Origin of the sequence: Leclercia tamurae (genome assembly GCF_025566055.1) — a bacterium.
Lineage (GTDB): Bacteria > Pseudomonadota > Gammaproteobacteria > Enterobacterales > Enterobacteriaceae > Enterobacter > Enterobacter tamurae.
Genome location: NZ_JAMHKS010000063.1, coordinates 86,499 through 108,162 on the forward strand (window position 1 = coordinate 86,499; position 21,664 = coordinate 108,162).

21 protein-coding genes and 1 pseudogene are annotated in these 21,664 nt (G+C 51.1%); 9 read left to right on the plus strand and 13 right to left on the minus strand.

What is annotated here, in order from left to right:
• Positions 1-214 precede the first annotated feature (214 nt).
• Both M8318_RS03385 and hmpA read right to left on the minus strand, forming a co-directional pair.
• The gene (locus M8318_RS03385) at positions 215-652 is read right to left on the minus strand and encodes a hypothetical protein (protein WP_262660950.1); all 438 of its coding nucleotides are present in this window, start codon (positions 650-652) and stop codon (positions 215-217) included.
• Between the two features lie 571 nt (positions 653-1,223).
• Positions 1,224-2,489 carry an NO-inducible flavohemoprotein gene (gene hmpA, locus M8318_RS03390; RefSeq protein WP_262660951.1) on the minus strand — a complete coding sequence of 422 codons (1,266 nt, stop codon included), beginning with the start codon at positions 2,487-2,489 and terminating at the stop codon, positions 1,224-1,226.
• Between the two features lie 236 nt (positions 2,490-2,725).
• On the opposite strand from hmpA, the gene M8318_RS03395 reads away from it, so the two are divergent.
• Entirely contained in the window at positions 2,726-3,001 is a 276-nt protein-coding gene (locus tag M8318_RS03395; protein WP_077227709.1) for a sigma-S stabilization anti-adapter protein IraP, read from the plus strand.
• A 964-nt stretch (positions 3,002-3,965) separates the two neighbouring features.
• On the opposite strand, the gene M8318_RS03400 is transcribed toward M8318_RS03395, so the two are convergent.
• Entirely contained in the window at positions 3,966-4,367 is a 402-nt protein-coding gene (locus tag M8318_RS03400; RefSeq protein WP_032611705.1) for an H-NS family histone-like protein, read from the minus strand.
• A gap of 397 nt (positions 4,368-4,764) precedes the next feature.
• On the minus strand, positions 4,765-5,019 hold the full coding sequence (locus M8318_RS03405; RefSeq protein WP_032611744.1) for a hypothetical protein: 255 nt from the start codon (positions 5,017-5,019) through the stop codon (positions 4,765-4,767).
• A gap of 360 nt (positions 5,020-5,379) precedes the next feature.
• Here M8318_RS03405 and M8318_RS03410 point away from each other — a divergent pair, with 360 nt between their 5' ends.
• The gene (locus M8318_RS03410; RefSeq protein ID WP_204231759.1) at positions 5,380-5,811 is read left to right on the plus strand and encodes a hypothetical protein; all 432 of its coding nucleotides are present in this window, start codon (positions 5,380-5,382) and stop codon (positions 5,809-5,811) included.
• Positions 5,812-6,161: 350 nt separating this feature from the next.
• The gene (locus M8318_RS03415; protein WP_032611703.1) at positions 6,162-6,350 is read left to right on the plus strand and encodes a hypothetical protein; all 189 of its coding nucleotides are present in this window, start codon (positions 6,162-6,164) and stop codon (positions 6,348-6,350) included.
• Positions 6,351-7,095: 745 nt separating this feature from the next.
• On the opposite strand, the gene M8318_RS03420 is transcribed toward M8318_RS03415, so the two are convergent.
• Both M8318_RS03420 and M8318_RS03425 read right to left on the minus strand, forming a co-directional pair.
• The gene (locus M8318_RS03420) at positions 7,096-7,299 is read right to left on the minus strand and encodes a hypothetical protein (RefSeq protein ID WP_032611702.1); all 204 of its coding nucleotides are present in this window, start codon (positions 7,297-7,299) and stop codon (positions 7,096-7,098) included.
• Between the two features lie 1,113 nt (positions 7,300-8,412).
• Complete coding sequence (locus M8318_RS03425) at positions 8,413-9,162, minus strand: SDR family NAD(P)-dependent oxidoreductase (RefSeq protein WP_204231758.1); 750 nt, start codon at positions 9,160-9,162, stop codon at positions 8,413-8,415.
• A 96-nt stretch (positions 9,163-9,258) separates the two neighbouring features.
• Here M8318_RS03425 and M8318_RS03430 point away from each other — a divergent pair, with 96 nt between their 5' ends.
• Positions 9,259-9,600, plus strand: coding sequence for a winged helix-turn-helix transcriptional regulator (locus tag M8318_RS03430; protein ID WP_204231757.1), 342 nt, complete (start codon positions 9,259-9,261; stop codon positions 9,598-9,600).
• 664 nt (positions 9,601-10,264) lie between these two features.
• On the opposite strand, the gene M8318_RS03435 is transcribed toward M8318_RS03430, so the two are convergent.
• On the minus strand, positions 10,265-11,284 hold the full coding sequence (locus M8318_RS03435; protein ID WP_032616498.1) for an alpha/beta hydrolase: 1,020 nt from the start codon (positions 11,282-11,284) through the stop codon (positions 10,265-10,267).
• A gap of 825 nt (positions 11,285-12,109) precedes the next feature.
• Between M8318_RS03435 and M8318_RS03440 the strand changes: the two genes are divergently transcribed.
• The 4 genes and pseudogenes from M8318_RS03440 to M8318_RS03455 form a co-directional block, all read left to right on the plus strand.
• Entirely contained in the window at positions 12,110-12,532 is a 423-nt protein-coding gene (locus tag M8318_RS03440) for a MarR family winged helix-turn-helix transcriptional regulator (protein WP_032616499.1), read from the plus strand.
• Positions 12,533-13,151: 619 nt separating this feature from the next.
• Positions 13,152-14,624, plus strand: coding sequence for an aldehyde dehydrogenase family protein (locus M8318_RS03445; protein ID WP_262660952.1), 1,473 nt, complete (start codon positions 13,152-13,154; stop codon positions 14,622-14,624).
• A gap of 116 nt (positions 14,625-14,740) precedes the next feature.
• Positions 14,741-15,367 carry a TetR/AcrR family transcriptional regulator gene (locus M8318_RS03450; RefSeq protein ID WP_223263938.1) on the plus strand — a complete coding sequence of 209 codons (627 nt, stop codon included), beginning with the start codon at positions 14,741-14,743 and terminating at the stop codon, positions 15,365-15,367.
• A 356-nt stretch (positions 15,368-15,723) separates the two neighbouring features.
• A pseudogene (locus tag M8318_RS03455) lies at positions 15,724-15,970 on the plus strand (alanine racemase C-terminal domain-containing protein); the annotation flags it as partial.
• Here M8318_RS03455 and M8318_RS03460 read toward each other — a convergent pair.
• From M8318_RS03460 to M8318_RS03470, 3 genes are all read right to left on the minus strand, one after another.
• A complete protein-coding gene (locus tag M8318_RS03460) occupies positions 15,957-17,156 on the minus strand; it encodes a multidrug effflux MFS transporter (protein WP_262660953.1) in 1,200 nt (399 codons plus the stop codon). The pseudogene M8318_RS03455 and the gene M8318_RS03460 overlap by 14 nt on opposite strands.
• A gap of 39 nt (positions 17,157-17,195) precedes the next feature.
• On the minus strand, positions 17,196-17,363 hold the full coding sequence (locus M8318_RS03465) for a hypothetical protein (protein WP_204231875.1): 168 nt from the start codon (positions 17,361-17,363) through the stop codon (positions 17,196-17,198).
• 207 nt (positions 17,364-17,570) lie between these two features.
• On the minus strand, positions 17,571-18,557 hold the full coding sequence (locus M8318_RS03470) for an aldo/keto reductase (protein ID WP_262660954.1): 987 nt from the start codon (positions 18,555-18,557) through the stop codon (positions 17,571-17,573).
• Between the two features lie 156 nt (positions 18,558-18,713).
• Between M8318_RS03470 and M8318_RS03475 the strand changes: the two genes are divergently transcribed.
• Positions 18,714-19,667 carry a LysR family transcriptional regulator gene (locus M8318_RS03475; RefSeq protein WP_262660955.1) on the plus strand — a complete coding sequence of 318 codons (954 nt, stop codon included), beginning with the start codon at positions 18,714-18,716 and terminating at the stop codon, positions 19,665-19,667.
• A 408-nt stretch (positions 19,668-20,075) separates the two neighbouring features.
• Here the strand turns inward: M8318_RS03475 and M8318_RS03480 are convergent, their stop codons facing one another.
• From M8318_RS03480 to M8318_RS03490, 3 genes are all read right to left on the minus strand, one after another.
• Positions 20,076-20,321 carry an Atu4866 domain-containing protein gene (locus M8318_RS03480; protein WP_204231783.1) on the minus strand — a complete coding sequence of 82 codons (246 nt, stop codon included), beginning with the start codon at positions 20,319-20,321 and terminating at the stop codon, positions 20,076-20,078.
• A 114-nt stretch (positions 20,322-20,435) separates the two neighbouring features.
• Positions 20,436-20,657 carry a hypothetical protein gene (locus M8318_RS03485; protein ID WP_204231782.1) on the minus strand — a complete coding sequence of 74 codons (222 nt, stop codon included), beginning with the start codon at positions 20,655-20,657 and terminating at the stop codon, positions 20,436-20,438.
• A gap of 239 nt (positions 20,658-20,896) precedes the next feature.
• Positions 20,897-21,619, minus strand: a complete 723-nt coding sequence (locus M8318_RS03490) for an SDR family oxidoreductase (protein WP_204231781.1) — start codon at positions 21,617-21,619, stop codon at positions 20,897-20,899.
• Positions 21,620-21,664: the final 45 nt, after the last annotated feature.

Genomic DNA, 21,664 nt, shown 5'->3' on the forward strand with positions numbered 1-21,664 from the left:
TCACTTATCAAAACAAGTTTTTATTCAGCCTTTTGCAATGTTATTGACTGAACGCTCCGGCTTTATACAGGAGAATGAATATCGGGATTAAAAAACTTTTTCGCGTCATCGCGGCAGTACTAATTCGGCTCAGGTCAATGCTGATGCAACCTTACGCTTCAGGAACAGTACCGGAAAAACCACTCCTCAGGGTAGTTTTCCTCGCTTCAGCCTGTCAGAAATCTTCCCGTTCCAGCGGCGGCAGCCGCATCGCGGCGCGGAACTCTCCGGCCTCCCGCATAAAGTGCTCTTCGTCCATCATGTGAAACAGCGACCGGTGCAGCGTCAGCAGCGTTTTCTCATCCCGCGTCGCCGCTTCGGCCAGCAGGGCTGCGTAGAGGGATGCGCCCTGCGACAGGCGGGTCAGCCCGTGCAGCTGCCGCGCGCGCACCGACAGGTGCGGCACCCCCGCCATCATGATGCGCTGCAGGTCGGCCTCGCTGAGTATGCCCAGGATGCGGCAGAACTCGCGGTGGCCGTCCAGCGTCAGCCCGGCATCATACGGGCTTTCCCTCAGCTCGGCGTCCATCATGCGTGCCATCTCCCGATCCATCAGGGCAACCAGCTCACTGGTGCGGATAAAATTCCCGATCAGGTCCCCGAACGTGGCCACCAGAAACTCCTGCAGGAAGTCGCTCTTTGAGCGGCCTGCTTTTCTGGCCTGCTCTGTGATCGCCTCGTCCACGGCTGAGGGAATGTTGCGCACGGTGAGGGTGCGCAGGTCGCCGCGCCCCGGCAGCGGCAAATCAGGAGTAACTGAAGCAGGCATGAAGTAATCCTTGTAGCTATAAATTATGATGCATCTTCTACTTAGTTATAAAAATAAGCAAATGGTATTTGCATACTGACGTAAATGATTCAATTTGGTATTTCTGCATCAACTTTACATCAAACACGCCAATCGGTCTGAAACGCGCCAAATCTTTTCCCGCTCCGCCTGCTGTCCTGTCTCCGCATCCGGTCAGATCCGGAAAAAGTAAGAGTCGGATCTCTGCCTGCAGCAGGTGCAGACACAACGGACTTATGTTTTGTTGCAGAAGGTTTCAAAATGCCGGAAGGGGGGAACAGGACATGGTAAGCGGCGGCCTCGCCGTGGGAAGCAAGCCCTGTAAAACGTGCTGGCAGACATTCCTGCCGGTTACAAAGGGGGCCGAAGGCCCCCCGCAATCTGTTTCATCCCGGGCTCAGATACCCACCCCTCCCGTACCAAAGGCTTCACTGTGGATGCGCTCTTTCGCAATGCCCAGCGCCAGCAGGGAACGGTACTGTTCATGCATAAACGGAACCGGGCCGCACAGGTAATAGTCGGCGTCTTCGGGCAGGTATTCCGCCGGCACAGCGCTGAGATCGAGCCGGCCCAGCACATGGTAATCTTCCCCGCGCACCTCAGTTTCCTTTACCTGTTCATAGGCAATAAAAATATGCAAGTTGCTGTTCTGCTCAGCGAGGGCACCCAGCTCCTCGCGCAGGGCATGGACGTCGGAACTGCGGGCCGCATGGAGGAAAAATATTTGCTTCCTGTCCTGAGACTGTGCCGCGTGGTCCGCTTTCAGGGAAGTATTCGGATCGGCTATTTCTGCCAGAAGATGATGGGTCATGGACATCATGGGCGTCAGGCCGACGCCCGCACTGATAAGCACATTGTCCACTTCGGGATTTAATAAAAAGAAGTTGCCCGCCGGGGCGCTCAGTTCCACCGTGTCGCCTTCACTGACGGCATTATGGAGCGTTGATGAGACGTAACCCGGGTCCTGCCCTTCCTTACGCGGATCTTCGCGTTTCACGGAAATACGCAGGTAGTCAGCCCCGGGCCTGGCGGATAAGCTGTACTGTCGCGGCTGCTTCAGGCCCAGTTCAGGAACCAGGACGCGCAGCGTCACGTACTGTCCCGGCCGGTAATCAGGCAGGGCCTGTCCGTCTTCGGGCTTCAGATAAAAAGACGTGATCTCCTCGCTTTCCTTTACTTTCCTGCTGACGGTGAAGGTGCGCCAGCCCAGCCAGCTGCCGGGCGTGTTACGGCGTTCATCGTAAAGTCTTTTCTCGGCCCCGATAAATATTTCGGCCAGATCCTGATACGCGGCACCCCAGGCGCTGATTAGCGGGCTCTCCATCGGGACGGAAAGCACTTCGCTGATGGAATAAAGTAAATTCTCACCGACGATACTGTAATCCGGGGCCTTAATATTCAGGCTCACGTGTTTGTGGCAAATCAGCTCAATGACCGGCGCCAGCACCCCGGGGTCGTCAATATTTTCTGCATAGGCAAGCACCGCGCCTGCCAGAGCTTTCGCCTGGGCGCCACTGCGCTGATGCCCCATGTTAAAAACTTCCTGTAAATCAGGGTTATTACGTAACATCCTTTTATAGAAGTAATCCGTTAACGCAACGCCATTTTCCTTGAGCACCGGGACGGTATCTTTAACCAGTTGCTTCTGCTCTTGAGTTAACATACGTCTCTCCTTGGAATTAGTTTCAGTAAACAGTCATGGTCCTGATAAGCATAAACCATCCTGAGGGTGTGACCCGGCGCATGGATCCCGTGCCGTCGCTGTATTCAGTCTGACGGGTTATGCGAGCGGACGCATATTTTTTTACAGGTCTGCCGGTCAGGGTAAGTGGTCAGACCCACCCTGAATAAAAACATGCTATACATTTGCTTCATGTTGTCTTGCACAGGGAATTAAATATGAGGGCATTACTGGCGGAGCTGGTTAATACTATTGCGGAGCAGCATGAGTCTGAAAAAGAACTTATTATTCAGGCTGAAGCGCTGAATATCGTTGTTACTGCCATCCTCATGCGGCTGGATGATAACGTTCGTGCGCAACTGAAGAATGAAATTAATGAGGCTTTTGCTGTTCAGCACAGCGGTGTTTCGTCACACGCAGCTGAAACGCGCATGCTGCAGGGTGCTGTGGAAGAACTGTTTGTTTTTCAGACGGGCCGTCATCAGAAAAAATAAACATACAGCCGGAAATTAACGGCAGGAAGGCTCAGGCGGACAATGCGTTTGTCCGGTATTGCTGCCAGCCCCTTACCGCGGCGAAGGCGAGTTCATCTGAAATCATTGGCTTCCTGAAGCACGGCATGTTCCGGTAAGCGGTCTATAGCCGGGTCCGTCAGCCCTGCCGGGTCAGGTTTTCATGAAGCAGGCCCGGACGCCCGGGATCCCTTCTCTGCCTCTCCATGGCATGGCAGAGCAGACAGCCAGGAGCGGCATACAACCCTTCCCGCTTTCGCTTGTTTTTCCGGACACAGGCGTCATTTTTACAGGTCGCACACAGCGTTAACTGTGCGCGGGCATCCAGAATCAGAACGCCCGGTTTAGCATGCCTGATAACCGGAATTTAAGCGCCTTGTCTGCCTGCTGTGAAATAATTTAACACTGAAAGTACCGGTATTATTTTGAGATATTTCTTAATCAGAAGAATATAACGCATTTTCAGTCATGTACTGACAACATGAAAAAATGGGGCTGGAATATCCCTGACTTAAATTACTATAATCTCCTTCTAATAATATGGTTCAGATTTTGGCCAGTGCCACTCAGATGTCGGGTACTGGCACTTTTTGGATCCCTGTTATTTCCGCCCCTTCATTATAGAATTTATTTCCCTGACATTACTGCCCGGGCCTCCGGTAAATCAGCATTACAGACTTAGCAGAAACAGGCATATCTGAATGACATATCAGTTTGATTAGAGAAGAAAATTAAGAAGCCGGGGCGCGGGGATTCACCTGTAATTTCGGGAAAAGCAAAAACCATGCAAGGAGTCTCAGGAACATTATTGCAGGTCTTTTATCATTATCTCTAACCGCCCACTGATGTTAACCGGTATATATCCCTGATATACAGCAGGATGGACGGAGATGCCTGTCGGATTTTTTCCGACACTGAGACAGGCAAATAACTGATTCAGGCCTGGTCAGACAAGAAAATCATCCAGTGACTTGCCTGCAGCCAGCTGCTCCGCAATGACCTTTGGCATTCGTCCCTGTCCCGTCCAGGTTCTGGTTTTGCCGTTTTCATTTTGATATCGATATCTGGCCATACGGGGAGTCCGTACTTTTACAGACTTATTATCGCTTTCTGGGCTGGCTACCTGTTCTGCCGGATCGATGCCTTTTTCAGGTAGCAGCAGGCGTAGCTTCTCCAGTCTCTCATTACGCTCATCCTGCACTTTTTGCCGGGCTGACTCCTTTTCCCGGCGTTCCCTCACAACGAGCCTGAATTTTTTCAGCGCCATCTCCAGAAATTCCAGGGGCATTTCGCGGGCTGCTGCCCGTAAGTCGTGGATGCTGTTTAATAATTTCAGTTCATCTTCCATTTTTTATCCTGAAGGGAGGGTTAGGATTTACGGAAACTTCGCCCGGTATAAGTATATATGCCCCCGGAGTTTAGTTATGGGTATCTTCTCCTGTTCTCTGACAGGAGCTTCACATAAAGAACGTTCAGAAAGCCGTATCTATGAAATTTGCGCCTCGGGCTTTAATTTCTTCATAAACCCTGGCAATTCTGCAGCCGGTCGCGGCGTTGCCGGACCGGGGGACTTTACTTCGGGTCCCGTCGGGGGCTGGCTTACTGTTTCTGTTACGGGCAACCCGGCAGGCTATCTCCAAAAAAGTAGCCTGGATTGTCGGCTTTAATGAACAGGACTCTTTCAGAGCTGCCACGTTGCATACGCTTATTATAAAAGGTTTACCCGGCCTTTCGCCGGGACCCGGTCAGCCTGTTTTCGCTAAATCCGGCCAGGCGATGAGACGCCTGTGCGCCCTGGCTATTTCATCGCGTGTGACCAGCCTGTCGGCAGCAACCAGTACGGCGCTGCCTTTACCGTCTAAAAATGTGCCGAAAATCACTTTTACGGGTAATTCCCGTGCCACATTGTCAGGGTACAAATAGCTTATACGCGTCCTGAATTCGCTTATCTCCAGACGACGAGGTGCATGATCCTCAATAAACAGCAGTATGGAGGGCATATTTTTCTCCTGCATTATCCGGGCTGAAAAGCATCAACTCCTTGCGATTCACAATAGTTACATTACTAAATAATATATATTATAAAGAAAATGCTTTGACAGGATAACGTACAGCCCTACAGGAAATCACTCCCTGAGTCACAAATTCTCACCTCAGGCTCCGCTTCAGTACAGGATATATAACGTTCCCTTCGCAAATACTCATAAATGCCGGCAGGTGTTTTTTATCTGAAATAAGCGGGAGCACATGCTTAATCTGCTATTTTCGGGACCGCCGGGGCTTTTTCAGGCGTACGTAGTACTGATTTTTCCCGCCGCATGGCGCATATATTAATTTTAACGGGCGCGACCGGAGGCACTATGTCTGTGGATATGCAATCGCTTTATAAGCACGTCGCCTGGTGTGTCTGGCATGAGGGCTTACGCCTTTATGATAACGGCGTTCCGGGGCAACTGAAGGACCTCAGTTTTCTGCGGAGCAGTTGCCTTAAACTGCAGCAGCATCATGAAGCTGCGGGAGCGCTTATCTCTGCTGCATCCGATAGCGAACTGACAGCTGTCATGAGCCAGATAGAATCCCGTGTCGATCGTGAACATAACCTGGCCGGGCATATCCGGTGGTTGGCTTACCATGCGGCCCGGCACGCGGAACTGCAGAACCTTTTGGCAGAGGGAAAATATAATGAAATCCGGTCGCTTTATTACCGGCACCACAATCACAACAGCAACGCCAGATTCCTTTTATCCTGCGTCAGTAACGGTTATCTGGCGGATCTGATTAAAGGGTTATAACGGCAGTCATGCATTGCGGGCTGTCTCCTGCGCTGCCCGGACAGGACTACACCGGTAAATCCGGGAGGGCATGGCTTTACCTGACAGGGCTTCCGTACGTGCCGGGGAACTCCACTGGCTTCAGCGTATGCTTCATAAATACCGTCCGGGCGAACCGCCATAACGGAGTGACTTCAGCACCGGTTCATGGCCCGGCTGACAGTGGGCCCGTTGTTGCCGCTCCGCGTACGCCAAGCGCACTTCCGGGCGGTACAGCGCGGTGTGCTCTGGATCCCCGTTTTCATGCGCAAATACCCGTTAATATTAAGAGCGTGTTATATGGCTATCAGAATTCAGAGAAGGCATGACTTATGACAGAAGGTTTCTACTGGATACGGCATAACGGCAGGGTTCAGGTGGCTTACTACACCGATGGCGAAACGGAAGACCTGCAAACGGGGCGGATTGTCAGGGGGATATGGCAACTGACCCGGGGTTTCGATATCTGCGATGACGGCGAGGCTGAAGTATTACAGGGTCCGCTATCGCCGCCTCTTTGACTGACATGGGAACTGGCGTTTCGCTATGAACCCAACTAGATTTAACAAGGGTGGATCCCCCTGTGCGGCGGGGCAATCCGGTTGATGTAATGTAAATATGCTTGCGGCTCGTATAACCGGTAACGAGCCACCGGGAGGCACCCGGCAACTGTATCAGAACCTGGTAAGTGCTTTTTGAGCCTGTCCCTCCGGGCAGGCTTTTTTTTCTACCCGCTTCGAAACCAGTGCTATGCTTAAATTGTAACCAGGCCATAGCCCCCACTCGGTATCCTGATCGGGAAGTGACGCTGCCCGACACAGACGTCATATGGATGATGGCAGGGTAACATGCCTACCTAATTCGATTTCAAACTCATTGGGCCTGCTGAAAAGCAGGCCTATTTTTATTTCCGCGTCACGTCCGCAGAGCCGGTCAGGGATGGCCTGTGTGGTTGTTCCGGTGAGCCGATCATTCCTGAACGCCTGCTCACGTGCTATATGGGACGACACTGCCTAAGCGAGTCTTATGAGCGTTCTGTGCAGCTGCGCCAGCGGGCAACCAACACAGCCAGCTTCATCAGCGGATTTGATGCTGGAACCGTACAGGGCAGGTAACGCGGGCACCAGTAGCGACAGCCCTGCAGGCTGATAAAGAAACTGCCGAATGGCCTGCGCCAGCTGCGGCTCTACGCATAACGCTGGCAGGCCTGGTACAACGCATTCCTTTAAAGGGAATGCCGGGCAGCTGACACCACCCGGCCTGGGGTTACTCCTGCAACTCCTTATCTTTTAGCTGTTCAACGTAAAAGTCATAACGGTCAAGGAACCACAGTCGGCAGTCTTCATCCATGTTGCCGGTTATTGCATCCGTGCACAGATGTCGGCCGTGCAAATGCATCCGGGCAAAGCTACGGGCAAGAAAATCTAAATCCCGGGAAGACACGACACCCTTCTCACTTACTGACTGCATACATTCCTCCTCTGTTGGACAATCCAAAAAAGAAAAATATGTCTGTTATAAGTGTGGCTCAAAAAATTTTCCGCGCGATCATTCCACTCACAGAACCGGGTCTGAAATTGTCACAAGATAACTGCCCGGCTGGCAGGCTCGTAACAATCGTGGCAGGCGAACTGCATACAGGTTCATGAGTCTGTGAAAGTGGTGAAACAGACAATATTCAGAGGATAAATCTGCGGAGATGGGCTTGTTCCTGCTCATTCAGTTGAGCATATTCCTTAAGTTGTTTGAATAACGATTCTTTGCTGTTAGACGCAACGGAAGAAATATACTTCCCGCTCCTCCATTCATAAATGTAAACCAGATAAAAAGGAGAGGATGGGGAGTACTGATAACGAATAGAGAGGTGATTGCAGATTCTCTTTTTTTCCATATGAGTAATATCGTTACTAAAAAAATATATATACATAGTTTTGCTGGTTTTGGGGCATTATTACCGGGCACGTTTCTGAAAACCTGAACAGCGCCAGACACAGCAGGATGACTTCCTGAGCAGTAAATAAGCCGTTCCGGATTAACTGCCAGTTTCGGTAGCGATAATAATGCTGAAAAAAAGCCCCGATGTGGGGCAACTTTGAGTCAAAACTTTTCTTATGCTTATGTGCTTCGTATGTTGATTGCCTGAACACCATAACAGTCAGGGGATAAATGGCAATTTAAATGCACCTTATCTTTAAGCTTTTTGTGCGGTATCAGGCTCTGAAAGTTTAAGATTAAGATAATTTCGCTGCAATAATGCGCACAATATATTTTCGCATCGTGGGATATAACATTTCATGCATTCTGTACGATAATCCGGCACTAAAAGATGTTCGACACCGTTGTCAGATGCCACAATAGTTGTGTGCCTGCTTTTTTGAAATGGTTATCATGCTGCTGTTATCTGCGGACGTTGAATCAGAGCAAATAGGGTCGCCATGATTCAGATACGGGTTTTACGGCGTTCATGCAACCGGATGTCAGGCGGTACTTATCTTATTCCTGGTGGATTATTTTCTTAATTTACCGACAATAAAGTCCGGTTTGACCGGACTTTATGAAATTTTGCTCTGATATAAATGATATTCAGATCTGTGCTGAGCCACCGTCAACAAACAGTTCACTTCCGTTAACGAAGCTGCTGTCATCTGAAGCCAGGAACAGTGCCGCGGCTGCCACTTCCGAAGGTTCAGCAAGGCGTCCCAGTGGAGTGGTGGCTTCTACGGCGCGTATCATTTCACGGTTGAAATTATCGTCAGGCGAAAGACCATGCCAGCCCGGAGTTGACGTGGCGCCCGGTACCAGTACGTTAACCCGAATCTTACGGGGAGCCAGTTCAAGGATCCACGCCCGGGCAAAATTTCGCACGGCCGCCTTACTGGCGCTGTAGACGCTGAACTCAGGCACGCCGGTGGTCGCACTCGTTGACCCCGTCAGGATGATGGATGCCCGCTCTTTCAGTAAAGGCAGCGCTTTTTGTACGGTAAAAAGGGTACCTTTAACATTGGTATCGAAGATGCGAGTGTAATGTTCTTCGGTCACGGCTGAAAGAGAGGCGAAATCCCCCCCGCCGGCGTTGGCAAACAGTACGTCAATGTGACCAGCCTTACGCTGAACTTCTTCAAACAGGGCATCGAGTTCATTCATCCTTGAAATATCACAAGCGATGCCGGTTGCGCCATGCCCCACCTCAGTTACCGCCTCTTCCAGCTCACGCGCACGCCGGGCCGTCATAAAAACCTGCGCGCCTTCAGCCGCAAAACGTTTAGCCGATGCCAGACCAATTCCGCTGTTGGCACCGGTGATAACGACAACTTTTCCTTCCAGCTTACCCATAATTTTATATCCAGATTGAGGAGCGAAAACGCATAGTAACGGTATGCATTCAGTTATAATAGTACCTACCAAAAGGTATGTATAAGGAGAAAGTGAATGGAACCCGTCTGCGGCCTTGATGTAGCCCTTCGTTATATCGGAGGGAAATGGAAACCTGTCCTGTTGTTTCATCTGCAGTTCAGCCCACGCCGGTTTGGCGAGCTTAAACGTCTGTCCGGGGGCATCAGTGAAAAAGTCCTGATACAACAGCTCAAGGATTTAACAGCGGATGGCATTGTATTACGGCATGATTACAGGGAAGTACCGCCTAGAGTTGAATACGAGATCACCGATTTCGGAAGAACGCTTGCGCGGGCATTACAACCGCTTTGCGAATGGGGAAACGCGAACCGCGAATACGCGCGAGCGGCTGAACGACATGATAATGAGAGTCGCTAAAATTTGCTGGGCTGCGTGGCTTCATTTAAAACCAGATCGTGACACACGTGTCCTGAAACATTATCGGCACCGGCTGCAGGGCGAAGCCAACTGATCTTTCAGGCCTGGAAGGCTTCCGGACTCATCAAGCTGCAAGTGACAGGTCTTCATTCAGCGCGTCTTAGTGAATACCACGCGGGATAAGCTCATAGTCAGCCGCCTGCGCCGTACTGGTCTCCCGAAGCTGTGGGAAAAAGGTCTGCGACACACCACTAACGCTGGCGTCGCTCAGCTGCGGCTATATTTTTCGGTTGATGAAGCGTGCAGTGGTGTTGAAAACGCGTGTGCCCCCTTTCGATTGACCCTGAGGAATCTTCGTTGTCAGACTCCCACATGGCGCGAACCGTATACCTCATGAACTGCTCACGGTTAATAACATGATACGACGCCAATAGCGTCTGCTTCTGGCACCAGGCGGACATATTCACGGTGTTACAGGTCGACTATGAGCGAAAAGCAGAATTCAGACATCAAGATGGATGCGGGGACTAACAGCAAAGATAACATGGCTGCGTAACCGGGTTTGCCCGGTAGCGGTTTTTCAGCCGGAATTAGCGAAGACAGGCGCCAGGTTCATACAAAACAGCACGGCCTCTGGCCGCGCTGTTTATACCTTATGCGGATATTATTTCAGGTGGTTCTGCAGCGCTGCGCCCGCCTGCTCCAGCGCGGTTCTGACGGTGGGCTCCTGACTTAACGGGTTCAGCAGCCCGTAGTCATGGATCATGCCGTTGTAGCGTGTCACGGTCACAGGTACGCCGGCGGCATCGAGCTTGCGACCGAACGCTTCACCTTCGTCACGCAGAACATCCAGTTCCGCTGTCTGGATTAAGGTTTGCGGGAAACCTTTCAGCTGTTCCGTGGTGGCCCGCAGTGGCGAGGCAAGAATATTATTACGGTCTGACGCGTTAGTGGTGTAGTTATCCCAGAACCATTTCATCATGTTTTTCGTCAGGAAATAGCCGTTTTCATACTGGTTATAGGATGTGCTGTCAAAATTCGCATCCGTTACCGGCCACAGCATCACGTTATAACGGATCTTCGGTCCGTTAAACTGTTTAGCCTGCAGCGCCACGGAGGCCACCATATTCCCCCCGACGCTGTTACCGACCAGGCCCAGACGGCTGCCATCGACGCCAATTTCCTGACCGTGTTCAGCTACCCATTTGGTTGCTTCATACGCCTGGTTAATCGCGACAGGGAAGTGGGCCTCCGGTGACGGCGTGTAGTCCACATATACCGCCGCAGCGCCGGATGAACGAACCAGGTCCCGGATCAGACGTTCATGGGTCGGGAAATCTCCCAGCACCCAGCCGCCACCATGGAAGAACATGAATACAGGAAGGGTGCCGGTCGCGTTGTCCGGTTTCACGATTTTCAGTTTAATGGATTGCCCGTTTACCGTGATGATTTTTTCTGCAACCTGCGCAGATGGCAGCGTAACGCCCTTCTGTGCCCCGATCAGCACCTGACGGGCCTCCTGCGGGGTCATCTGTTCCATAGGCTTGCCGTCACCGGCGTTCAGTACGTTGAGAAATGCCTGCACGCCGGCTGTGGGAGCAGGAAGGTTAACTGGTTTTTCGGAAGCCACAGCGGTGGCGGATGCGAAAAGAGCAGAAGTCAGGACAGCTGATACGGTTTTCATGATTAAGCCTCGTTAGATGTGTGTTGATTGTATGATTCGGTTGAGTGCCGGTTGTTGTTGGCACCTTCCTTGTGTAGATAATACTTGCACGCAATATTCTTTCGGTCAAACATTATTTAAATAACTTTTTCTGAACATCCTGGTCTTCAGTTAATTAAGTCTTTAAAAACAGTTAATTAGAAGATGCTGCATTTTGTTATCCTGATTTACCTGCTGATCCGCTCTGCCGCCAGCTGCCTCTCTTCACAGCCAGTGTTTTGCTAACTGCCCTGCGGCTGGCCGGTCTTAGGGCTGACTCAGTCAATACGGTTTTGCGCAGTTTCGTTGAAATCCGGACGTTCCTTGCTATCTCTCCTCAAGACATGTGGCGTATTAACCGACACAGACCCGGGGCAGGTAATCCCTTGTCTGCCTGGCTGACGTCTGAGCGAGTGGTCTCTCGTTTACGTTGAATATAAAAGTAAACGATCACTTATATAAATACAATGGTTTTTTTATGTGCCTTTTTCGGGTGTTATGTGAATGACGTCGCTGGCGTTCATGAGAAGGGGTCAGTAAGCATGAGATAATCACGGTATTCAAAGACATGCCCGGCCCTCGCTGCTGAGCAGAAAACAAACCGGTTGCCCGGAAAATGCCACAGGGAGAATGCAAATAAGGCAAAATTCAGGACATCTGACCCGGCTTTTATGACCGGGCCTTAGTAAAATTATGCGCATCGCCTTGTTACCGGCATTTAACTTTTGCGAATTTAGCTTGCATGCAATATTCTTTATTGCAGATATTATTTAAACAATTCTGGTGTGTTTGCATGGAGAAAATTAAATGCAAAAAAACAGCATCTTAGAGGAAAAGCTATGCTTTTCTTTGTATTCGGTAACAAACGCGCTAATCCGCCAGTATCGGCCCTTGCTGAAAGAGTTTGACCTGACCTACCCACAGTTTGTCGTGCTTATGGCCCTTTACGAGCAGGACAATATCCCGTTACGGGCGCTTGGCCAGAAGACATTATTTGACTCGGGAACGCTGACGCCGCTTGTACAAAAACTTGAGGCGAAGGGGTTTCTGAAAAGGATGGCTGTCGCCGGAGATGAAAGGATGAAAAATGTCGTTCTTACTGAAAAGGCGAATGAGATGAAAGAGGCTCTGCTGGATCTGCCTGGTAAGATGAGATGTACCATGCAGATGAACGATGAAGAGTTAAATCTGCTTCGGCAACTGTCGGCTAGTCTGCTGAAAGACTTGTAAGGCTTAGTGCCGGTGTGGCACGGACGGGAAGCACAGTCCGGCAATTCAGCGGTACACCAGAAGATTGCGGCAGCCGTCCATTTTTCCCGGAGGAAATTGCTCTGACGCAGAGCAACAGCGATGGCCGGAGCAGTGTCAAAAATGTTATGAGCGGCGGGGTGAAGGATGCATCCTGACTCCCCGTCATGAATGGGGCGGAAATCCGGGATCCCCGGCCGGATTTAAGCCCGTTACGCGCAGAATGCATGCTCTTTTTGAGCATGATCTCCTCGTTTGAACCTGGTAAAAATTTCGCTTACTCAAAGATTCACATTTGGGGCAGTTACAGCCCATCTGTACCGGGCGGCAAAAGATTTGAGCTGCCACCCCACGGCGATGCGTATTCGTTCCATCACCATCTATCCTCGCCAGGACGAGTCCCGTCCACGCCAGCAGTGTTAATCCCATAATATCTGAGCGCTGTAAAATAACGTTGCATTTATATAAATGATCACTTACTTTTATATTTGTCGCGACGCAAACGGGCAGCCTTTAGCTTCGGCGTCAACCAGGCAGACAAGGGATTACCCGCACCGTGTCTGCATCGTTCAATCCGCGGGATACCCGGAAAGGAAATATCATGGAACACCCGAATATGACTGAAGCTGCAGGAAACTGGATCAACGGTAACTGGAACAACGGAGGCACGATCAGACAGGCGATAAGCCCTTCAACAGGTCAGCCCCTGGGAAACTACCTGGACATCGGCACTGACGAAGCACGTCAGGCGATCGAAGCCGCCCGTACTGCCTTTGACACGACAAGCTGGTCCAGAGAACGCTCCCTGCGCTCACGTGCCCTGTTTGAACTGGCCGACGAGGTCGCAAAACGGGTGGACGAGATAGCAATCCAGCTGGCGCGCGAAGGGGGCAAGCTGCTGGCGCAGACTCAGTGGGAGCTGGCATTAACGGTGGAGTGGCTGCGTTATGGTGCCGCCACGGCACTGCTGCAGACCGGCGGGCGCGCCCTTGAAGCCGCTCCGGGAATGCATTTCCATTCCGATCCCGAACCTCTTGGCGTTGTGGGTGTTATTTCGCCATGGAATTCACCAATCATACTGTCAGTGCGCGCTGTCGCTCCCGCCCTGGCTGCCGGATGTACTGTGGTGCTGAAACTGCCGCACCAGACCGCGCTTACCAATGCCCTGTTTTCCCGGGCAATCGCTGCAGTCAAATCGTTGCCACCGGGTGTACTGAATGTGATCACCGAAACCGGGAGTACTGGCGCTTCCATGCTGGTCGACTCCCCTCTGGTGAACATGATCAGCTATACCGGCAGCACTAAGGTAGGCCGCCTCATTGCCGCCAACGGCGCCAGAACGCTCAAACGTCTGAATCTGGAACTGGGCGGCAAAGCGCCGCTGATCGTATTTGATGATGCAAACCTGGATGTGGTTGTACCGCAGATCGTCATGGCACTGGTCGCGATGAATGGTCAGTTCTGCTGTACCGGTTCACGGGTACTGGCCCAGCGTGGCATCGCCGACCGGTTGCGCGCTGCACTGATCGAGGCTTATCAGAATGTCCGGCTCGGCGAAAGCGAAGACCCGCAGGCGCAGCTTGGTCCGCTGATCGACAAGGCCAGTGTTCAGCGCGTTGATGCCGTGGTCGCGGCAGCAGGATCGTATGCAAACATTCTGGTGCGCGGCGGCCCCGTGAATGAAGGCCCTCTGGCCTCAGGCGCGTTCTACCGCCCCACCCTGATCGAAGTACAGGACCTGAGCACTGATGTCATCCAGTCTGAAGTCTTCGGTCCGGTCCAGACTTTCGAGATTTTTGATGACGAAGCTGATGCAATCATGCGCGCAAACGCTACCGAATTCGGTCTCGCCGCGTCGGTGTTCTCAGACGACACGGCGCGTGGCCGGAGAGTTGGCAAGTCTGTTCAAGCCGGTCATATCTGGCTAAACTGCTGGGGCGTTATGTCCGAGCACTTCGAACAGAGCGGCTTCAAGCAAAGTGGTATCGGCGTCCTCTGCGGGCCACGTGCGATTGAGCAGTTTCAGGAAATCAAGGTCTATGCGAGCGTTGAGGCTACGCCGGCGTCACTCTGACGTTTATCGCCTCGTATCGCCAGTTCGTCCACTGCGCGGCTGACCTGACCTGCAAACTGAGGACGACACCACTCCGGTGTCGTCCTTGTGTTACCTGAATGGAATAAAATGTGAAAATGAAAACTGATGCAGACAAGCCCCTGCGCGGGCGTCCCGTGAATGAGCATGCGCGTGAAGAACGCATGACCCAGATCCTCAACGGGGCCCGAACCTGCTTTATACAACGCGGGTTTCACGCCTCATCCATTTCCGAGATTGGTGCGGCTGCAGGGGTCAGCGTTGCGAACATTTACCAGTACTTTCCGAGCAAGGACGTCCTCATCACGGCGCTTATCGAACTCGACCTGCAGCGGCATCACAATCTGATAAGCCGTTTCTGGAGTACTGATTTCAGTCGCAAGGCGATTGAAGAACTGCTGGCAGAGATTTTCCTCACACCCGAGGGACACGCGGTGGCGGTTTTACGTGCTGAAATCGCCAGTGAAGGTGCGCGTAACACACATGTTGCCGAACTCCTTCGTGATTCAGAAGCTGGCCTGATTGACAGCGTCCATAGCAGGATACGCGCGGCCCAGAGCAGCGGCCAGATATCTGCCGGACTCGATCCGCATGCAGTGACAGAGCGCCTGTCCCTTGTTTTTGAGGGTCTCATGCGCCTGTATCTGTTCTCCCCGGACAATGGACAGAAACTCATCGAGCTGTATTACCGCCAGTTTGCCGATACGCTTCAACTGAAGTTTTGACTTCCTGTCCACGGTAGAAAATAAAGGTGGTGCCAGGTTAACCGAGGCTGAACTATCGGCCGGTACCGGAGCCTGGCATAATGATAATACATGCACGTTGCTGGCACAAAATGACAGCCCCGCCTGTCCGTTAATCCCACTTTCACACCCTTTTAAGATGCCCCTGTATGCCAATTAAATACAGGTTAACCTCCCGTAATGAACGAAAAACCTCCTTTGACAGGGTTAGATGTTCAGGGTGTTCAGGACATACCTGAGTATTTCTGAGTCTGCTTCTGGCACAAAGCGGGTTTGCCTTGAGGATTATGTCCGCGTTGAAGAAAAAGCGGAGAATCGGTTGTTCTGGCAGGAATACCCGCCACGCGCCCACAGGTCCCTCCGGTCTGGACTGATGGGGTCAGAACGCAGGGGGCTGGGGCAGTTTCAGTGGATATGATTACTGTGGATTTGATCCCTTACCAACAGGCAGGTATCGGCAACAAGGCGGAATTGTGGGGTAAAAAGGTCCTGATTGATGAGGAGGCGTACGCTGCCGGTACCGTTGGTAATGAGCTGACGTGTGCGCTTGCTCCGCGGGTACCGGTCGGGGTTATTTGGTTTTAAGCGCGGTAAGCGTACCGCGCACATTCCTGCTGCATTTCCACGCCAGCGCTGCCAGTACGGCACCAATAATCATCATCGCACTCAGCGCAAGCTTCTCGTTTACCGGCAGAGCCATCGCCAGTAAACCGGCAGAGGAGCCGCCCGCCATCTGAATAAATCCCGCCAGGGCCGAAGCCACGCCAGCCTGCTGTTTATAAGGTTCCAGCGCAAAGCTGGTTGCCGGGCCAACCGTAAAGGCCAGACCGGCTACCGAAATAGCCACCGGGAACATATATAACGCCCAGCTGGTTTGCATCTCTGCCGGGAAGATGGCCATGCCTGCCAGCATCGTCACAGCACCACAGACCATTGCCAGACTACCAAAAGCCAGACAGATGGACCGGCCCAGTTTGCGGATGATTTTATTTACCAGCACGCTGCCCAGCATAATCCAGAAGCCATTAGCGCCAAAGGCTATGGAAAACTGCAGGGCAGAGAGTTTGCCTTCGGTCATCAGCACCTGCGGAGCCAGCGACACGTAGGTCAGCACCATGCCCATTGCACCCGCATTAGCAAACGTAAAAGCAAGGAAGCGGGGTTCACGCAGGATTCTGGCGTACTGGACAAGCGGAAGTGCTTTGACTGCCAGCGTTCCGGCCGGACGTGTTTCAGGCAGGAAACGCAGGATCATCAGGCCAATGACCAGCACATAACTGGCCAGAAACCAGAAGGGGGCACGCCAGCCAAACGCACCGGCCAGGAAACCACCCAGCATCGGTGCCAGCGCCGGAACAATATTCAGGGCACCGTTAAGAAATCCGTAGGCTCGTGCCGCTTCCTCGCCCTCAAGGCGATCCCTGACGCCGCTGAACGCCACCACGGCGGTACAGCAAACCGCGCAACCCTGAACAATACGCGCGCTAAGGAACTGCGGCCAGCCGGTTGCAGTGGCAGCCAGAATACTGCCCAGCAGATAAAGCAGGATCCCGGCTATGGCTACAGGTTTACGGCCAAAATTATCAACCAACGGACCCGCAACAATCTGACCTAAACCCATTACCAGCAAAAACAGGGGAATGGTTGTCTGGATCGTGGTCACAGGCGTGTTCAGCCCCAGCGCAATGTCTGGCAGGGTAGGCAGGTAGAGATCAATGCCCAGCGGACCCAGAAGCACCAGGCTGAGTAAAAGAAGCGTGAATTTTTGCATCGTGCGTGACAGCATCTATATAAAAGCGAGCCGCACAGGTTAGCGCAACCGCAGAAAAAGAAAAGGGTAAGTCAGCACGTGGATCATCGCCTTTGCAGGCAGCGAACTGCCGGGTTTCATCATCGCCCTTATGGCTATGATAATTTCCCGGAGCACCGCCCTGTCCTTCATGAGTTCACGCCGGTCCGTTACCTTTTTCTTATTCATAAATGCCTGTCAAAAGATCCGACAGGCTATCGCGTCCCGCCCTGTGGGCTGAATTTATCACAAAGTCCGGTGGCGACCTGTATCTACAGAGGTTTCAGCCGGGACAGATCAATTTTTTGCTCAGCGCGAAACAGGCCGTGACGTATTGCATCCGCAGACACCACTCAGCTGAACTTTCTGTTTTCAGTGTAAATTTAAAAAAGGTAACTACCAGCGCTGATGAACCCATGGGGATATTGTTTGCTGGTAAATCTTTTGCAGGGCGGTCATCACTTCATCTGAAAGAGCATTGATATTACCTGCCTGCGCATTAGCCTCTGACTGAGCCTTGTTTTTGGCACCAGGGATCACGACAGAAACGTCCTCATTCATGAGAATCCAGCGCAGGGCGAATGCGGCCATTGTGATATCACCAGGTACTAGGCGTCGTATTTCCTCCACGGCATCGAGTGCAACGTCGAAAGGCACACCGGCAAAGGTTTCGCCCTTATCAAACTGCTCGCCATTACGATTAAAAGATCGATGGTCATCGGCTGAGAATACTGTGTCCGTTTTCATTTTGCCGGTCAGCAGGCCTGAAGCGAGCGGGACGCGAGCAATGATCCCCACCTCCCGACGCCTGGCCTCACGCAGCAACAACTCAGCAGGACGCTGCCTGAAAATGTTGTAAATCAGCTGAATAGATGAAACGTTCGGGTACTCAAGTGCCTTAAGCCCCTCTTCCACTTTTTCAACAGAAACCCCATAGCTGCGAATTTTTCCTGCCTTCATCATTTCATCCATAACGGCGAAAACTTCAGGCGTGTAATAAATTTCGGTTGGCGGACAGTGCAGCTGAACCAGGTCCAGCGTTTCTGTCTGCAAATTATCGCGGGAACGATCGACAAACTCGTTGAGATTTTTTTCTGTGTAACCCGAGGCTACATGGGGGGAAAGACGGCGGCCAATTTTAGTCGCAACAAAAGGACGTTCGCCGCCCCGATCTTTTAATACCTCGGCAATGATTTTTTCAGAACGTCCGTCACCGTAAACGTCAGCGGTATCGATAAAGGTCATACCCGCGTCCAGGGCCGCGTGCAAAGCACTTCTGGCATCCTCCAGGCTGACTTCCCCCCAGGTCCCTCCAATAGCCCAGGCTCCGAAGCCAATTTCAGATATGCTTTTACCGGTTTTACCAAGAATTCTTTTTTTCACGAGTATCCCTCACTGGCTGAACTGTAATGTACGCTTCGGCTTTAATCACCTGCGTATATGACTGTAATCACAAAGCTTAGCGTTTACGGGCACTGAATTCTTATGCTAAAAGATGTGCCAGATTCATTGAATCGATTAATGAGGTTCATCTTATAAATGGAGCGTATTGATTTCGCTGATCTTCAGGCATTCGTGACTGTTTTACGGTGCCGAAGTTTTAAACTCGCCGCCATTGAACTGGGTCTGTCATCTTCAGCCGTAAGCCATGCCATCAGGCGACTTGAAACCCGGCTGGGAGCCAGACTGCTAAACAGGACCAGCCGATCGGTATCGTCAACGGCGCTGGGCCAGGAGATAGCCGAAAAGCTTTCGAGCGGGTTTGATACGATTTCTTCTGCGCTGGATACTGTCAACGCGCCTGGCCGTGGACGCTTTGGTGTATTGCGTATTAACGTCTTTGCCGACGCTGCTGCACAATTGATCTCGCCATCCCTGAAAGAGTTTGCGACAAGGTGGCCTGACGTCCGGCTGACTGTTGTCGTAGAAGACCGGCCTGTCGATATCACCGCCGAAGGATTTGATGCAGGTATGCGGTATGGGCATCTGATGCCCGAGGACATGGTCGCCGTGGCCCTGACCGGCTCTCAGCGCTGGATAGTGGTGGGTTCACCTGATTATGTAAATCGTTATGGAACACCGAACAGGCCAACTGAATTATCCGCGCATAACTGTATACAGCTGTTACTTGGAAATAATGCCAGTTTCCGCTGGGAGTTTGATGCGCCTGAAGGAAATTTCAGTATGCGTGTACCGGGTTCTATCACTCTGAAAGACACGGCGACAACAATTGCAGCGGCCAAAGCCGGGATTGGTCTGGCTTATGTGCTGGAATCGCGTGTTCAGGCAGAGCTGACAGAGGGGACTCTTATCAATGTCATGCCCATGCATTCTGCATATGGCGATCCTTTTCACATGTATTACAGCTCTCGTCGATACGTCCATCCCGCTCTGCGTGAGCTTATCAATATCATTCGCACTAACAACGGGTTGCAGTCTTTACCGGATTTACCTCATGAAAAGCAGAATTGTCAGCAAGGTAATTTTAGATAACGTGCCTTGCGATAAAAAATGATGTCAGTAACGTCTGTTATTGGTCCCGGATGGACATCTTCATCGCATGGAAGGCCGGATATAAGCGAGATGCGATTGATATCTGATTATTAGCTACAACGCCATCTGCGTTAATACGAACAATAACCTCTCTCCGAATCTGACGGTAACATTAAATTAATGCTTTAAATGGTGTGTGAATGGTACATGTTTTTTTGAAGAGGGTACAATTTGTGAGCATAAACATAAGAAAGATATCACTGTTATGCAAGTGCATTATTGCATGCCGTATATACAATCGCTAATTAATCGGCAGTCCATTGCCATAATGGCCCATGGCATAAGTAGGCATGCATCCAAATGCTATGTTGAGAGCTATTTTCCTATGATTGTCCTGAAGTCATAACTTTATTTATGACGGAATAATACCATTCCAGCATGATGAAGTTCGTCAGTACTGACAAAAACCCCATCAGCTGTAAAACCGGTATCGTCCTGATAGTAGATCCTGTTTCCACGAATGTCGTAGTCGCCCTGATAAGCACTGGATTGAGTGCCCCGGGCTTCATCATAACGTCCCTCAGGTAAAAGCTCATGGCGAATGAATCCATCTTCGGTTATCCAGAGGCCTGTGTAAATATGCTGTTCTGTCATGCTTTACCTGTTTTTTGCATATGCGTTTTAGAGATAAATGATTGTATGGAAGTGGTTTTTCGACACATTTTGAACAACACCAGTCACGGAAAGCTTCCAGCGTGTGTGAAAGCTTTATTTTTTATTAACAGGAGTTAACTCTGCTGTCATATAAACTCTGTTTTTAAAAGAAGCTCCAAGGATTTCATATGATTTCCCCTCTTTAGCTGCCAGTGTGGAAATTTTTTCCTCAGCGCCCTCGATGGTTGAATCGACTGCAGTGACGGTTTGGGCCATAGTGCTGAAAGATAATAAAGACAAAATTGTTGCCGCAGTTAAATAATATATTTTATTCATGATGGTATACCTGTTGATAAACGTTGAGAGATTAATTCAAAAGAGGGAGTAATGTAACTTTTCATTTCTCCCTGCGCCAGTTTGGTTTCTGTGATTAATACAATATAACTGTTAATTGAGAATGATGTAATGAATTCATTATTGCCTTGTGAATGATCATTTCATTCAGCAGGCTTCCTTCCAGATGCATTGAATAAATAATAATTGCATATATTTACTTTATTCCGTTGTCATACGCTTCAGTTTGCTGAGGCTGTCGGCCTGATGGTTATTTCGGTTGTGTCAACACTTTCAGGGGCCTCAATTACATGTCGTACGGCCCGGGCAATATCAGCGGGTTTCAGTGCAACAGTTCGGTAGGCATCCATCACCGCCATGGTTTCCGCATGTGTAATGGTTGAGGCAAGCTCACTTTCCACAACGCCGGGGTTTACGCAGGTCACGCGGATTTTCGAATTTTCCTGCCGTAACCCGTCGGAAATAGCCCTTACTGCGAACTTGGAGGCACAATAGACGGCGGCTGTTGGCACAACAGAAAGGGCGCCGATAGAGCCAAGATTGATTATCTGACCATAACCCTGAGCTTCCATCACCGGAAGTACAGCGCCAATTCCCCACAGCACGCCCTTGATATTAACGTCAATTGTACGTTCCCATTCATCCTGCTTGCCGGCTGCAAGCGGTGAAAGTGGCATGATGCCCGCATTGTTAATCAGAACGTCAACACGGCCCCAGTAATCAAGCGCAGTTTGTACGAACTCAGCCATGGAAACTCGGTTTGTGACATCCAGTTCCCGCGCCTCAGCGATACCGCCGTGGTTGCTGATTTCTGCTGCAATGGCTTCGATACGCTCCAGTCTGCGAGCACCCAATAACACCTTCGCGCCTGCATTTCCAAGCTCTCTGGCAATACCTTCTCCGATACCGCTTGATGCGCCAGTAATTAATATAACTTTATCCATGATGTGCTCCTTCAGTTGAGTTCACACAGATGATAGAACTTTAGG